The following is a 14,433-nucleotide window of genomic DNA, read 5'->3' on the forward strand; positions in this document are numbered from 1 at the left end:
GGCTAATTCAAGAGGTTTTTGAGCCAATCGTCTTTTCTTCTTTCAGCACGTTCTATTTCGTTTCGAGGTGTATCGTCTTGTTTTTTCTGAAACTGGTTGGTGAAGATAATGGCATTGTTTTCGAAATAAAAAAATAACACTCTGTTCTCGTTGATTCTTAGCTGCCATACATCGGTGCCTTTCAGTTTCTTAATGTCTTTTCTTGATATTTCCCCCGAATTAATCAAATGTCCGTTTTCCTTTAGATAAACTTGCATTTGATAAAACTTTCTATAAGCAACCTTATCGTGCTTTTTGACATGATCAAACCACTCTAATACTTCCTGACGCCCGCGACTATCGGAATAGTAATGAATTTCCATACACGCGGATGCCCCCTAATATTATATTCAATTTCCTCACCAGTGATACCATTATGTTATCATTTTTTACAATATAACACAGTGGTATCACTAAAGTCAAAATCTTTGAAAAATCTAAATGTAAAACTACCATATTTGCTCTACCCACCTGCCAATTCTGCTAAAAAATTGATACCAAACTGCTAATTATTCAAAAGATAATTTCAGGTTATTCAAAACAAAAAAGGCATACCCCAAGTCACAGAGATACGCCCCTCATAATCAATTATTAATATCCAATAAAATCTTCCCAGTGCTTTGTCTACTTTCTATTAATCTATGAGCACTAGCAGCATCTTCTAACGAAAAATGATGCCCGATTTTGATGTTTAAAAGTCCTTCATCGATATATTTAAATACTTGTTCCGCTGTTTCCTTCAAGATTTCTGGTCTTTCTTTCCTTGTTGTACCTAAACTAAAACCAAGGACTGATCGACAGCTTGAATGTAACTCACTTGTTTTAAAATGACCAACTTCTCCGCTTGAATTGCCGAAGTGAACAAGGCGTCCGTATTTCGCTAAGCAATCTATGCTTTGTTCTGAAATTCTACCAGCAACCGAATCTAAAATGATATTGGCTCCTATTCCGTCCGTTAACTCATTTACTTTCTCTGCAAAGTTTTCTTTTTCATAGCAAATCACATGATCTGCCCCAGCATTTAGAGCATACTCTATTTTCTGTTGACTTCCCACTGTACCGATAACTTTACCGGCCCCTAATATCTTTGCTATTTGAATAGCAGTCGTACCTACACCGCCAGCAGCAGAATGAATTAGAACAGTTTCTCCTTTTTCAATTCTCGCTAAATCAGCTAACAACTTATATGATAGAAACGAAACGGTAGGACATGCTGCAGCTATATCAAATCCAACTGTTTCAGGTAACAGGAACGTTAGATTTTCATTTGCAACTACATATTCAGCGTATGAACCGCCAATTGGAAAAGCAGCAACTCTTTGACCAACTTTAAATTGTTTCACATCAGCTCCAACAGCTTCAATAGTTCCAGCGGCATCTAGGCCAGGGATAAATGGGAACTTTCCTTTACCTTTTTTTCCATATCTTGCTTTTACATCTGCAAAATTCACACTGGCTTTTTCTACTTTAATTAACACTTGATTAGAGCTAATTTTTGGTAATTCAAGATCAACAAACTTTAATACATCTGGAGTTCCGAACTCTGTCACAACAACTGCTTTCACAATCTCCACCTCACTTATGATCACTACTTTTATTTTATCTGTAAGAATGAAGTCTCGGAAAATAACAATTTATTATGACTTCCAATAAGTCAGGCTTATTAATTTCATTGCTATTGTAAAGTTCTGAACATCATCTCGAATATATCGCTCATATTTATTTTAGAATTTTCCTTGTTCATTGTATTTTGAACCCGTAAACCATACATAAACGTTAGAAATAAATTAGCCATTTTTTCTGCATCAACTGATAAAGGAATCGCACCCTCTTCCTGCCCTACTTTGATCCATTTTGTTGACGTAGCTAGACTATGCAAATAGACATCTTTTAGGATTTCTTCAACCTTCTGATTATCCACGCGACTTAGTAAATAAATAAAAATTTTAGTCGTTACATCCTGTTCCGTAGAGTGTTTAGCCACGCCACTGGCAACTACTTTCAGTGGGTCATTAATTCCTATTGTTTCTTTCTGTGATACGACTTCCAAAAATTTTGTATCGACTTGCCCAATACGCGCTTTCAAAATCAGTCCAAACAATTCATCTTTTCCAGTAACATAATGATAAATGGCACCTTTAGAAAGTCCTGTTCGATCAATAATATCCTGCATTGTTGTTTTTCTACAGCCTTTTTCTTCGATGAGCTTTTCTGTAATTGATAAGATCAATTGAAAACTTGAATTTAGCTGCGAATTTTCTTTCATGTTTACCTCCTATGCAAAACAATTAATGATGATACCAATCTATTAAATTAATTATTATTTAGTTGTTTTTCCATACAATAGTAGTGATTCTTTCGTAATGGAAACTCTATAGTCCCTCTTTTAACATACCCATACTTTGTATACAGCCCCACTGCTTCTCCATTTGTAGAATAGACATCCAATCTAATACTTGTATAGCCTCTTTGTATTGCCAATTTCCACGTACTCTAAAAGTAATTTTCCGATTCCCCTGCCCTGGTAATTAGGCCGTACCGCAAGTCGGTGTATGCAAACTGGGTTTCCATTTTTGTCATCCCAATCTATTTGTTCATATTTTTTACTTTGTAATTCATCGAGTACAACAGTTCCAATTACAATATCATTGTCTATTATTCCATATATATTTTGATTAGTTATATCATCTTGGATAACAAATAGATTTGGGTAAAATAGATCCCATTGATCATTATGATTGCTACGCAAATGCTTCGTCACGGTTTTATACAGCTTCAAAACGTCTTTTTGATAATTCTTTTGAATTGGAATAATGTCCATCTTAATTCTCCTTATCAAGATTACTTAGTTAACTGTAATTTAATTTCTTGAAGCTTTTTTGCTGACTTTCTTCTATAAATAACAGTCCATAAAATTGCAGCACCTATAAATCCGTAAAGGACATAATTTGAGAAAAGTAGATATCTTTCCGTTGATAGATCATAAACCATAATGACTCGCACGACAGCCTCTGATAACAGCATAATTCCCCAGACAAAAGTCATTAATCGCATAACAAAACGAAAATATTTAATATTCCAGTTTTCAGCAAAACGATTATTTTGGATAAATCGCATTCCTAAATAAAACATGATAGGTCGCTTAAATAATAGAGATACTAAAAAGATTATTCCGACCGAAGCCGTAATTAATGATTCTCTCACAAGCAAAATCTTTTCACTTCCACCTAGAAAGACTAATAAAAGAGTTAGAATAAGTGAAAAAAGCATTAACCCTCCAAAAGCATCAAGCCTTTTATGCTTCCATAAATGAACTACATTATCAACCAATGGAATTAGAGTTGCAATCGAAAGAGCTAATATACTGCTCATATAATCTGATAACACGACATAAATAACCCAAGGTAAAATACCGTTAATTACTAATGTAAAAATGACATACATTCTTTTAGACATAAGATCATTCCTTTAAACTTATTTTTTAAATAGAGAAAATTGGTACGAATGCTGTTTTGTTTTTTTAGCGATTTTTAGAAAGACCGACTGTTGGTTTGTTTTTTTATAAGAGTATATTATGTACCGACCGTCGGTATGTTAATGAAAAATAATATTTTTTTGAAAATAGGCTACTAATGCAATTTTGTTTACTAAACTTAGAATCTTTATGAATTTTTCCATCCTACAAATCATTTAACTTTTAGAAAACAAAAAAAAGGCATCTATCCATCAAATAACGATGAAATAGACACCCTAGTAATTTACTATTTATTAACCAGCACACTTAAATGCTTAGCAGCAGATTTAATATCTTCTTTCCCTAAAATCGCGGAAACAATTGCAACACCATCAATTTTTGATTCCATTAATTCAGAAACGTTTTCTTCATTAATACCACCGATGCCTACGATTGGAATCTTTACTGCCTCGCGTATTCTTCGTAGTTCATCAAGTGTTAAGTACTTTGCATCTAGTTTTGTACTAGTTGGATACATTGAACCAATACCGACATAGTCCGCTCCTTGTTCTTGTGCAATCATTGCTTCTTCTAATGTCGATGCAGATACCCCAATAATCATGTCTTCGCCAACAATTTTTCTAGCCACTGTTAAAGGTAAGTCTTCTTGGCCGATATGCAGGCCATCAGCTTTAATTGCCAATGCGATATCTAAGCGATCATTTATAATCAATGGCACATTATATTTTGAAGTAACTTCTTTTACTTGCATAGCAACTTGATAGAAATCCAGACTGCTACAGTTCTTTTCTCTTATTTGAACGATTGTTGTTCCGCCTTGAATTGCTTCCTCAACAGATTGAACAAGGTCTCTTGAACCTAGTACATCACGGTCAGTTACTAAGTAAAGCTTATAATCGATTTTGTTTTTTGTTATAGCCATTCGATTTTACCTCCTGTTAGAAGTGTATCAACTGAAACTTTAGATACTTCGTCAAATAAATTTACTCTAAATGTACCGATAGCTTGTTCTTCAGTTAAACGAGCCTTAGCAAGTTCCCCGCAAAGACCCATTGTAGTGATACCCGATACCGCTGCAAGGAAATAATCATTTGTTGTACCAGCATAAGTTCCGATTAATGATGTAGTCATACATCCAGTACCAGTTACATCGGCTAGCATTTTATCTCCATTTGATATTGTGCATACTCGGTCCTGTTCTGCAACAACATCCACTGCACCCGTGATTGCTACTACTGATCCTAATTTCGCTGAGAGTGATTTTGCAATTTCGACACCATCTTCTTCATCAGCTACAGAGTCAACACCTTTAATTTGAACGTTTAAGCCGGCAATCATTTTAATTTCTGACATATTTCCACGTACTACAGCAAAACGTACTTCTTTCAATAACCTTGCAGTTGTTTCTGTGCGTAGAGTCGTTGCCCCAACTCCTACAGGATCCAAAATAACAGGTACACCTAATTGATTAGCTTTTTTACCTGCTTGAATCATTGATTGGATAGTTCTCTCATTTAACGTACCAATATTAATTACAAGAGCTGAAGCAAATGATACCATTTCCTCTACTTCGGCTAAATCATCTGCCATAACTGGTGACCCACCTAGTGCTAATACCATGTTTGCACAGTCGTTTACCGTTACATAGTTCGTAATATGATGAACTAAAGGCTTTTTCTCTTTTACGCTTGCAATTAATTGACTCATTTCATTCATAGTTAACATTTTTTTCTCCCCCTATTTGCTTTCGAATAAGTTTATTTAATATAAATTGAACGACAATATAAATAACACAAATTAAAATCATACTCGGAACGGTAGCCCCAAGGAATAAATCTAATTGAACAAACTTGCGATAAATGAAAACTCCTAAAATCCATGTAATAAACGCTAACCAGTCAATTTTTAAGGATTTACTTATACTTGTTCTTTTTAGAATAAAGTAATCTGTTAATAAAATTGCGTACAACGGTGCAAAGAATGACCCAATTGTATATAAGAATCCTTCATATTTTTCAATTGGGAAAATCACCGCTAATATTGTTCCGATTGCCGTAACGATCAGCGCTATATGTTTTCCATTTAGTTTTGGAAAAATGGTTGTAACTGATATCCCAGCTGAATAAGCATCCATGAAAGTTGTTGTAACAGTCGCTAAAACAACGATACCAACTGCGAAAAGGCCTAAATTTGCACTCATTAAAACAGCTACTGGATCTACTTCATTAAATGCTAACGCTGCCCCTAGTCCAATAATATACATCCATGAACTTCCAAACATATAACCTATGAAACTACCAATTGCACCGTCTTTTGTAGTTTTCGCGAATCGAGTATAGTCACTAATTAATGGGATCCACGATAATGGCATAATGACTGATAATTCAACTGCTTCGCCAAAAGATAATCCTGATGTACTTGGTTGAGTAAGAATATTATCGCTTTTAAAAATAACAAAGCATAATACAATCGTTAAAACGAATAGTAAACAAACTGCTATACTATTAAGTTTTTTTGAAGCATTTTGTCCAAAGTACAACCAGATTGCTATTAGCACTCCGATTACTAAACACCAAACCCAAAGGTGATTAAAATGATAGTCATCTTTTGTAACGATATTGATTGAACGAGCTCCTGTTAAGATCATAATGGCCGTCCAGCCAAGCAACTGTAATACATTTAAAATTGAAAATAAGTAACTACCATAGCTACCAAATGAAATTTTTGTAGATTCCATTGCAGATAATCTTTGCTGAGACCCAATTACACCACCTAAAACAAGTAAAAGTGTACCTATTAAATGTCCTACTAAAATAGCAGTTAAACCTTTAGTAAAACCTAATGGAGCCACTAATGCCCCCGTCATGATTTCCGCTACTGATACCGCAGCACCAAACCAAAGCGTCGTAAAATTCCACTTTGTCATTTTTGCATTTTGATTAGACATGTTGAACTCCTGCCTTTTCATACAATGAGTAGAAGTGATGGACAGGACCTACCCCTTTTCCGATTGAGAAGGAATGTTGAATCGCTAATGTTATATAGTTTTTTGCTTCTCTAATTGCCTCATTTAATTCAAGTTCATTTGCTAAATTAGATGTAATTGCTGAAGATAAAGTACATCCAGTACCATGGGTATTAATTGTATTGATTCTAACGCTATTAAAACTAGTAAACTCCTCACCATTAAAGCAAATATCCGTTGCTTCACCTTCTAGATGTCCACCTTTTACAAGGACATTTTTTGCACCTAATGAATGAATTTGTATAGCAGCTTCTTTCATTTCTTCAATCGTCGTAATTTTTCTTCCAGTAATAACTTCTGCCTCAGGAAGATTCGGTGTGATAACAGTTGCTAACGGAATCAATTCTTGAATTAAAGCTTCCTTAGCATCTGGACTTAATAAGTCAAATCCGCTCTTAGAAACCATAACTGGATCAACTACAATATGCTTTGGTTTATATTGCTTTAGTTTTTCAGCTATCACTTTAATCGTATCGATTTGTGATACCATACCAATTTTTACTGCATCTACTTCGATATCCGTAAATATTGCATCTAATTGACTCGCAATAATCTCTGGTGTCATATCTTGAACCGCAAAAACTCCTTGCGTATTTTGAGCAGTTACTGCTGTTATTACACTCATTCCAAAAACACCATGAGCTGAAAACGTCTTTAAATCTGCTTGAATTCCAGCACCACCACTTGAATCAGATCCGGCTATTGTTAATACTTTCTTCAATGTTCTTCCCCCTATTTAATGAATAGAACTCTTTTGATCTTACAGATAGAAGCTGAAACTTGATTTTAAATACAAAAAAGCACAAATCCCATAAGGACTTGTGCTCGAACAAATCAATGTTATGAATACAAAAATGTATTCAACCGTTCACTTTCCTACGCTGGCATTATCCAGATCAGGTTAAAGGGTCAAAGACTATTCGTGTCTTAATCTCAGCCGACCATTTTCGGCACCCCTAGTACTATTCAATTATTTAATTTGATTACTTTATCATCTTAATTAATCCTTATACTTTATTCAAGTATTTAGACCAGATTACTTTAAATTTTATCTTTAAAGAACACCCTACTATTATTTTGAATAATTAGCTGTATCACAATTTGAACTACAAGTTTTTGCGATTGAACAAGAGCCACATTTACCTTTTTTTGTTTTCTTTACATATCGTAAAAGTGTCCACCCTGCATATCCAAAAATAAGAGCTCCTATTAAAATATTGACAACCATAAGTAGATACCCCTTTCTCTAATAGCCTAAGAGTCTTCCAACTTGATAGATAATTAGCGCTAATATATAGGCAATAACTAATGCATAACCAACTGAGAAATACGTCCATTTAGCTGATCCTGTCTCTTTACGAATTGTCGCAACAGTTGCAAGACATGGTACATACAATAAGACAAAAACCATAAAGCTAAAAGCAGAAAGTGCAGAAAACTGCGTTGCCAATATTCCTTGTAAAGAATTCGCATTTGGCACGTGATAAATAATATTCATAGCAGATACAACAACCTCTTTAGCTAAAAATCCTGTTAGTAAAGAAGCACCCGCTTGCCATGTTCCAAATCCTAAAGGTGCAAGTATTGGAGTTAAGATGCCCCCAATCATTGCTAAGAAGCTATCATCCATCGAAACACCGAAACCACTTGGTCCCATATAAGATAATAACCAAATTACTACAGAACCACCAAAAATAAACGTACCTGCTTTTCGAATAAACCCTTTACCTTTATCCCAAGTGCTTCTAAACAAAGCTTTACCTTGTGGCATACGGTACGGTGGGAGTTCTACGACAAATAATGAAAACTCACCCTTTAATATAGTAGATGAAAAAACCTTAGCTAATATTAATGCAACTACTATTCCAAGTATATACAGTGAAAATACAACTATTGCTTGATTTTTCGCGAAAAACGCTCCAACGAATAGTGCATATACTGGTAAACGCGCCGAACAAGACATTAATGGTGTTAACAAAATCGTGAGCAGTCTCTCTCTAGGCTGTTCAATTGTTCTGGCAGCCATTACTCCAGGTACATTACAACCAAATCCAATAATCATTGGAATAAATGCTTTTCCGGTTAAACCAACCATTTCCATCGAACGATCCATTACTAAAGCCGCACGAGACATATATCCAAAATCTTCAAGGAATGAAATTAGTAAAAACAAAATAAAAATTTGTGGAACAAAGACTAAAACTCCACCAACACCAGCAACAATACCATCAAGAATAACTGCTTTTATAAAACCAGATGCATGTATTGCATTTAAGCCGTTTGTAAGCCAGTCTGTCACAGGTCCTGATAAAAACCCATCTAATGCGTCAGATAATGGTAACCCTAACCAATCAAAAGTAAGCTTAAACATTAAAAACATTGTCGCTAAGAAAATAGGAATACCCAAAATTGGATGTGTAACAAATCGATCAATTCGATCAGTTAATGTAACTGCTTCACTCGATTCTTTCTCTACAGATTTACCAATTAACTGTGATATCACTTCTTTTCTTGCTGAATAAATCCACTTAGAAGGTGCTACACCATGTTCACTACTTAATTGTTCCTCTGTTAATTTAATGATTTCGCCAATTTTACTAAAATCGTAAGATGAAGATATAAAATCTATTACTTCTTTATTACCCTCTAGAATTTGTATTGCAGTCCATCTTTTAGGAATAGTTAAGGTTGAAGGTAATAGCGTCATAATATTTTTAATACCATCTTCAATAATTTTTCCATAATCAATTTCAAACTCAACTTCAGCTTGAGGAATAGTCACTAACATATTATTTACTTCGTCTGTTCCCTTACCCGATCTAGCATCAATTGGAATAACTGGTACTTTTAATATCTTTGAGATACTAGAAGGATCAATTGAAATCCCTCTCCTTTTAGCAACGTCAACCATATTTAGACCAATAATCATTGATTTATTAAACTCTAGAAGTTGAAGAGTTAGCATTAAGTTTCTCTCTAATTGAGCAGCGTCAACTATATTTATCATCCCATCAAATGTTTCATTTACAAAAAAATGTGAAACAACGGCCTCATCCTTTGAAAGAGGGCTTAGAGAATAAATACCTGGTAAATCAATTAAATTTCCAAGTTTATTTTTTATAGTCCCTACCTTTTTTTCAACAGTAACCCCACTCCAATTTCCTACGTATTGGTATGTACCTGTTAAATTATTAAATAGAGAAGTTTTTCCTGTATTTGGATTTCCAATAAGTGCTATATTTAACATATTTTTTCTACCTTTATCCCAGATGCATCATTAAATCGAATACCAAGTGATTGTCCGCAATTTTCAATCATACAAGGCCCTTTGAACGGCATTGTACATTGTAAGCAGACCATAGCCCCTTCACTTATTCCAAGATCTAAAAGACGTCTCTTCACTGCCTCACCTAGTGATGACAAGTCTGTAATTTTTGCTTTTTCGCCCTTTTTTAATTCTGAAAGTAACATGAATGATTCCCCCGAATCAAAACTATTTTATCTAAAATACTTAAGAATGATAATCCTTATCAACTAACTTTATTTTAAATTAAGAATTATAATTTGTCTATGCAACTATTAGAAAAGGTTTACATTAGAAAAAGTTTCCAAACGAGAAATAAAAATAAAAAAACCTACAAAGAAAATTCTTTGTAAGTTTTTCATAAAACCGACAACTATCAGTTCTCTCTTTTATATTATTTTAAATCTTTAACTTCTTTTAACACGCTCTTTAATTCATCGCCAGCTTGGTTTAATGTATCTGCATCAAGTGGTGAAACTTTTACTCCCGCTTCAATAATATGAAGTGGAGTTTCAACTTTTCCATACAATGCTTTGTCTTTATCTTTAACTGAGTCTTCGAATTTTTCCCATGATTTCTCAAGCGCTTCTCCGCTTTCTTTTGCTTTTGCTTCATCATTATTCGAAACTTGTGTTTTTAGTTCAGAAATCGTTTTGATCATATCGTCAGATCCTGTTTTAATTGCATCGTTTGTGTTCGTTCCACATGCAGATAAAATTAAAGATAGTCCTAGAGCCATTGCCGCGATCAATTTTTTATTAGATAACATTTTTCGTACCCTCCGAATTTTTACTACTTTTTTTATTATTTTTATTTGAGAATCTATTATAAATAACAGTTATACAAGCTATTAGTAACAAGAACATCTGTGGTACAAAGCTCTCCCAAGTAGAATAGATTGCAAAGAAATCTATTGTTGGAATAGGAGCCTGGGTAGCAGGAAGTAATCCTGAAAGTTGTAAACCGTGAATACCCATACCCGCAAATTTAAAACATAAGTAGAACATTAAGATACTTGAAACTAGGAAAAATGGTCTCATTGGAATCTTTAAGCCAACCTTTAATATTAAGAAGCTCAGTATTGCTAAAATAGCAAACCCTAACGCAATTCCTATTAATAAAGATGATAGTTTAATTGATGATGCCATTCCAATAAAGAATAATACTGTTTCAGTTCCTTCGCGAAACACCGCTAAAAACGCAAGAATAGCTAAAGATAATAGGCTACCAGTATTTAATGCTTTATCACTTTTAGTTTTAATATATTGTTGCCATTGCTTCGTATTAGATTTGCTATGTAACCAATAACTCATATATAAAAGCATGACAGCCGCAAATACTCCAGTCCAACCTGCAATTAAGAAGTTGTTACTTCCAAAAGCACCTGCTGAGAATAAGATATTTACAATAACACCTAGTATAATACTGACGCCTAAACCACCACCAACACCAAACCAGATCCACTTACTTTTCTTTTCTTGACCAGACTTTTTAATAAAACCTAGTAATGCTACAACAACTAGTAACGCTTCTAAACCTTCTCGAAGTAGGATTGTAATAGCATCTAACATTGTATAACTAGTTTTAGAAGCTAAAGGTAATAGATAATCGCGCATATCTTTAATTGTTTTTGTAGCCGCTTTCACATCTGGCGTTTTAGCAGTTAACATTGCATAAGATGTAACCATATCTCTTTCAGAGTCAGTGTAAACTTTTTGTGATTGAGTTAATACTACACCTTCAATATTAATCCAAGATTTTCTAAATTGATTAATTTCTGAAGTTGCTCCTGAAACATTATTATCTTTTAAATCCGCTAATGCTTTGTTTAATATTTCAATTAAATCTTCAACACTACCTGTACTTTTTGAACTTAATTTTGAACTAGCAAACTGATGAGAAATAAACTTTTCATTTACACCTTCTAATTCTTTAAGTGCAGTAATAAGTGCATTTTGATTCACTGTTTTTTGTGCTAGGTTATACTGAACCATTCCCATAGCTTCCTCGATTTTGCCATACGCATCAATCGATTTATTTTTTATACCATCCTCTTTATCAAGCCACTCATCGTTGAATTTTTTATATTCCTGCTCGGCAGACTTAAAATCCCCTTTTTGTGCAGCTTGGATTGCATTTTCTACAAAAGTATTTGCATTGGTTAAATCCTCTTCAGGGCTAGCTGCAAAGGTTTTAAACGGTAAAACAAGTAAAAGTAAAACTGTTAAAGTTACTTTGATAAGCGTTTGCTTCATGGTTGATTTTCCCCTTAAGTAAAAATGATAATCATTATCACATCTTGATAATAAAGGTATTTCATATCACAGTCAATTATATTTTTATTAACTATTTTTAATGTTAATTTCAACATTCGAGTAAATTAAAAAAACTGAGGAACTTTTTCTTCAGCTTTTAATGTCTATGTTAACTAAGAGCTTCAAAAGACATCCCTTCATTTTTAAATTCATACTTTCTAATATGGCCAATCTTCTATTGAGATGGCAGTATATGGGTAACTTTGTTTCCAAGCAATTTTTACTTATAACGCATCCAAAAGAGACTGCCTCATAAGNNNCTTATGAGGCAGTCTCTTTTTTAAAATTTTTAGTTAGATGAACCAACCAAAATCTTTTGTTCAATATTTAAAATTTTGTATAACTCATCAAGTTTTTGTATTTCATAAGTAGGGATTAGATCTGTATCATTTGATAGTGCTTTTGAATTAACCCAGCAAGTATCTATTCCCGCTCCGACTCCACCAGTAATATCCGCACTGAACGAATCTCCAATGATCAAAGTCTTATCCAACTCGATATTTGGAATTCGAGCAAATACATAATCAAAGTACTCTTTCATTGGTTTTTGATAGCCAGTATCCTCAGAAACAAAAATATCTTTAAAGAATGGATAAACCCTAGCAGCATTTAATCTTTTGTATTGTGTCTTTGAAACGCCATTTGTCACAATATACAAATCAAAATGATCCTGAAGATTTGAAAGTAATTCGAAAGCCCCTTCAATTAATTGATTGCCTTCTCCTAAGTAATTTTGAAAAGTCTGTTCTAGCATTAAACCGTCTACATCGATACCGAACTCTTTAAATAAAGTTGAAAATCGGGTATTTAATATGTCATCGCGACTTATTTTCCCCTCTTCAAAAGCCTTCCAAAGTCCATGGTTAATTTCCTTATATCTCGACGTAATTTCAGTCGTTAACGGTATATTTTGATCTTTAAATAGAGATTGTAATGCTACTTTTTCTGCTGCGCCAAAATCTAATAATGTATCATCTACATCTAATAATAATGTCTTGTAAGTTTTCATAACATTTTCCCCATCCCTATTATATTAAAATCATATTTTACTAGATTACCATTAAATCAAATTAGCTGTTTTATACGTTTAAAGCTTATTCCGCTTAATTTAAAAACTAATATACCACTTATAATCAGCAATACTCCAATTAATTGCTTAGAAGTAAACGGAACTTTCTCAAGACCTAGCCACCCTTTAGTATCAAATAATAATGCAAACAATAATTGTGATGTCAGAATTATTGATGTTGCATAGGTTGGCCCAAGTATTCTAATCCCTTTCGTTAAGCAGAATACAACTCCTACACCAACAATGCCACTAAACCAATACCAAACTTTCATATTATGCAAATCAAATAATTGTTTCCCATCAAGGAAAAGACCCATAATTAGTGAAGCTATAAAGCCCATTCCTAATACAAATGTTGTTGTGAGCCATATTCCAGTCCGTTCATTAACCTTACTATTAAATATACTTTGTAAGCCAATAAGTGCACCCGCGATTAAAGATAAAAGTAATCCATAAAGCATAAGCTTACACACCTCCCAAATTTAGCAATGTGATTTTTTATTCGTAAATATTATTACTCGCAAGAATACTCAGGCCATCTCTATTTTTTATAAGAATGCTCCCATTTTTTCGCTCTACTAGGCCATCCTTACAGAATTGTTGAATAACTCTATTAACATGTCGATAACTCGTTCCGATCAAATTTGCCGCATCTTTAAGATTGATCGTATTTAAATTATCATTGAGTAAAGAATTTGTATCATCGTATGAAATGGATAATAAATAGCTCGCTAAGCGTACTTCTACTGGATACATTAAGTTAAAACTCATCGAATTCGATTTAATATAAAATTTTTCCGTTATGACCTTTAATAGGAATTGAAGAAACGGTGTATAGTTTTTGCTAAGTTTTTTTAACCAACGATAGTCTATAGAGATCACTTCAACAGTAGAAATTGCTTCCACCGTATTAATATAATTCGATTCTCTTACATATTCGATATCACCGATTAATTCAAGAGGAGTTTTAAACGATAGGATTAATGTTTTCCCTTCAGCTGAGGAAGTATAAACTTTTACCTTTCCTTTTACTAAAATAAACATTGTTTGTGCCGAGTCTCCTTGAGAACAAATAAATGCTCCTTGATTGAATCGTTGAATAGTCATATGAGTTCTTAATTCCTCATTAAAGACTTCTTCAATACGATGTTCAGCTAAAAATTGATTAATTTGTTCAGTATCACTAGAAATTTTCAAGTTAAAATC

At 33.6% G+C, this 14,433-nt stretch carries 17 protein-coding genes and 1 riboswitch; all 17 genes read right to left on the bottom strand.

Features of this window, described 5'->3' with window-relative positions; translation table 11 throughout:
• Positions 1-2: 2 nt before the first annotated feature.
• The 17 genes from CN692_RS08770 to CN692_RS08850 all read right to left on the bottom strand — a co-directional run bounded on the left by CN692_RS08770 (position 3) and on the right by CN692_RS08850 (position 14,424).
• On the bottom strand, positions 3-362 hold the full coding sequence (locus tag CN692_RS08770; RefSeq protein WP_098118774.1) for a type II toxin-antitoxin system RelE/ParE family toxin: 360 nt from the start codon (positions 360-362) through the stop codon (positions 3-5).
• Positions 363-623: 261 nt separating this feature from the next.
• Entirely contained in the window at positions 624-1,604 is a 981-nt protein-coding gene (locus tag CN692_RS08775; RefSeq protein ID WP_098118775.1) for a quinone oxidoreductase family protein, read from the bottom strand.
• A gap of 110 nt (positions 1,605-1,714) precedes the next feature.
• Positions 1,715-2,305: a TetR/AcrR family transcriptional regulator gene (locus CN692_RS08780; protein ID WP_098118776.1), complete on the bottom strand. Its 591-nt coding sequence runs from the start codon at positions 2,303-2,305 to the stop codon at positions 1,715-1,717.
• A gap of 183 nt (positions 2,306-2,488) precedes the next feature.
• Positions 2,489-2,860 (bottom strand): GNAT family N-acetyltransferase, encoded by a 372-nt coding sequence (locus CN692_RS08785; RefSeq protein ID WP_098118777.1) that lies wholly within the window; start codon positions 2,858-2,860, stop codon positions 2,489-2,491.
• 20 nt (positions 2,861-2,880) lie between these two features.
• Complete coding sequence (locus CN692_RS08790; protein WP_098118778.1) at positions 2,881-3,495, bottom strand: VC0807 family protein; 615 nt, start codon at positions 3,493-3,495, stop codon at positions 2,881-2,883.
• 305 nt (positions 3,496-3,800) lie between these two features.
• Positions 3,801-4,436, bottom strand: coding sequence for a thiamine phosphate synthase (gene thiE, locus CN692_RS08795; RefSeq protein ID WP_098118779.1), 636 nt, complete (start codon positions 4,434-4,436; stop codon positions 3,801-3,803).
• Positions 4,427-5,239, bottom strand: coding sequence for a hydroxyethylthiazole kinase (gene thiM / locus CN692_RS08800; protein WP_098118780.1), 813 nt, complete (start codon positions 5,237-5,239; stop codon positions 4,427-4,429). The genes thiE and thiM overlap by 10 nt, the downstream gene beginning before the upstream one ends.
• The gene (cytX, locus tag CN692_RS08805; RefSeq protein ID WP_098118781.1) at positions 5,223-6,461 is read right to left on the bottom strand and encodes a putative hydroxymethylpyrimidine transporter CytX; all 1,239 of its coding nucleotides are present in this window, start codon (positions 6,459-6,461) and stop codon (positions 5,223-5,225) included. The genes thiM and cytX overlap by 17 nt, the downstream gene beginning before the upstream one ends.
• Entirely contained in the window at positions 6,454-7,260 is an 807-nt protein-coding gene (gene thiD, locus CN692_RS08810) for a bifunctional hydroxymethylpyrimidine kinase/phosphomethylpyrimidine kinase (protein WP_098118782.1), read from the bottom strand. Before thiD ends, cytX begins: the two co-directional genes overlap by 8 nt.
• Before the next feature lie 135 nt (positions 7,261-7,395).
• Positions 7,396-7,507: riboswitch (TPP riboswitch) on the bottom strand.
• A 104-nt stretch (positions 7,508-7,611) separates the two neighbouring features.
• Positions 7,612-7,767, bottom strand: coding sequence for a FeoB-associated Cys-rich membrane protein (locus CN692_RS08815; RefSeq protein ID WP_098118783.1), 156 nt, complete (start codon positions 7,765-7,767; stop codon positions 7,612-7,614).
• An 18-nt stretch (positions 7,768-7,785) separates the two neighbouring features.
• On the bottom strand, positions 7,786-9,786 hold the full coding sequence (gene feoB / locus CN692_RS08820; RefSeq protein WP_098118784.1) for a ferrous iron transport protein B: 2,001 nt from the start codon (positions 9,784-9,786) through the stop codon (positions 7,786-7,788).
• The gene (locus tag CN692_RS08825) at positions 9,780-10,010 is read right to left on the bottom strand and encodes a FeoA family protein (RefSeq protein ID WP_098118785.1); all 231 of its coding nucleotides are present in this window, start codon (positions 10,008-10,010) and stop codon (positions 9,780-9,782) included. Before CN692_RS08825 ends, feoB begins: the two co-directional genes overlap by 7 nt.
• Before the next feature lie 227 nt (positions 10,011-10,237).
• Positions 10,238-10,612, bottom strand: a complete 375-nt coding sequence (locus CN692_RS08830) for a DUF4363 family protein (RefSeq protein ID WP_098118786.1) — start codon at positions 10,610-10,612, stop codon at positions 10,238-10,240.
• Entirely contained in the window at positions 10,602-12,098 is a 1,497-nt protein-coding gene (locus tag CN692_RS08835; protein WP_098118787.1) for an FTR1 family iron permease, read from the bottom strand. The genes CN692_RS08830 and CN692_RS08835 overlap by 11 nt, the downstream gene beginning before the upstream one ends.
• Before the next feature lie 349 nt (positions 12,099-12,447).
• On the bottom strand, positions 12,448-13,167 hold the full coding sequence (locus CN692_RS08840) for a YjjG family noncanonical pyrimidine nucleotidase (protein WP_098118788.1): 720 nt from the start codon (positions 13,165-13,167) through the stop codon (positions 12,448-12,450).
• A gap of 56 nt (positions 13,168-13,223) precedes the next feature.
• Positions 13,224-13,688: a DMT family transporter gene (locus CN692_RS08845; protein ID WP_098118789.1), complete on the bottom strand. Its 465-nt coding sequence runs from the start codon at positions 13,686-13,688 to the stop codon at positions 13,224-13,226.
• A 37-nt stretch (positions 13,689-13,725) separates the two neighbouring features.
• Positions 13,726-14,424: a Crp/Fnr family transcriptional regulator gene (locus CN692_RS08850; protein WP_098118790.1), complete on the bottom strand. Its 699-nt coding sequence runs from the start codon at positions 14,422-14,424 to the stop codon at positions 13,726-13,728.
• Positions 14,425-14,433: the final 9 nt, after the last annotated feature.

It is taken from the genome of Bacillus sp. AFS002410 (assembly GCF_002556365.1).
In the GTDB taxonomy this organism is placed as follows: domain Bacteria; phylum Bacillota; class Bacilli; order Bacillales; family Bacillaceae_G; genus Gottfriedia.

Bases quoted from the DNA above. Each gene is read 5' to 3' on its own strand.
- CN692_RS08770 (WP_098118774.1), bottom strand. From the start codon at position 362: ATGGAAATTCATTACTATTCCGATAGTCGCGGGCGTCAGGAAGTATTA.
- CN692_RS08780 (WP_098118776.1), bottom strand. From the start codon at position 2,305: ATGAAAGAAAATTCGCAGCTAAATTCAAGTTTTCAATTGATCTTATCA.
- CN692_RS08785 (WP_098118777.1), bottom strand. From the start codon at position 2,860: ATGGACATTATTCCAATTCAAAAGAATTATCAAAAAGACGTTTTGAAG.
- CN692_RS08790 (WP_098118778.1), bottom strand. From the start codon at position 3,495: ATGTCTAAAAGAATGTATGTCATTTTTACATTAGTAATTAACGGTATT.
- thiE (WP_098118779.1), bottom strand. From the start codon at position 4,436: ATGGCTATAACAAAAAACAAAATCGATTATAAGCTTTACTTAGTAACT.
- thiM (WP_098118780.1), bottom strand. From the start codon at position 5,239: ATGTTAACTATGAATGAAATGAGTCAATTAATTGCAAGCGTAAAAGAG.
- cytX (WP_098118781.1), bottom strand. From the start codon at position 6,461: ATGTCTAATCAAAATGCAAAAATGACAAAGTGGAATTTTACGACGCTT.
- CN692_RS08815 (WP_098118783.1), bottom strand. From the start codon at position 7,767: ATGGTTGTCAATATTTTAATAGGAGCTCTTATTTTTGGATATGCAGGG.
- feoB (WP_098118784.1), bottom strand. From the start codon at position 9,786: ATGTTAAATATAGCACTTATTGGAAATCCAAATACAGGAAAAACTTCT.
- CN692_RS08825 (WP_098118785.1), bottom strand. From the start codon at position 10,010: ATGTTACTTTCAGAATTAAAAAAGGGCGAAAAAGCAAAAATTACAGAC.
- CN692_RS08830 (WP_098118786.1), bottom strand. From the start codon at position 10,612: ATGTTATCTAATAAAAAATTGATCGCGGCAATGGCTCTAGGACTATCT.
- CN692_RS08835 (WP_098118787.1), bottom strand. From the start codon at position 12,098: ATGAAGCAAACGCTTATCAAAGTAACTTTAACAGTTTTACTTTTACTT.
- CN692_RS08840 (WP_098118788.1), bottom strand. From the start codon at position 13,167: ATGAAAACTTACAAGACATTATTATTAGATGTAGATGATACATTATTA.
- CN692_RS08845 (WP_098118789.1), bottom strand. From the start codon at position 13,688: ATGCTTTATGGATTACTTTTATCTTTAATCGCGGGTGCACTTATTGGC.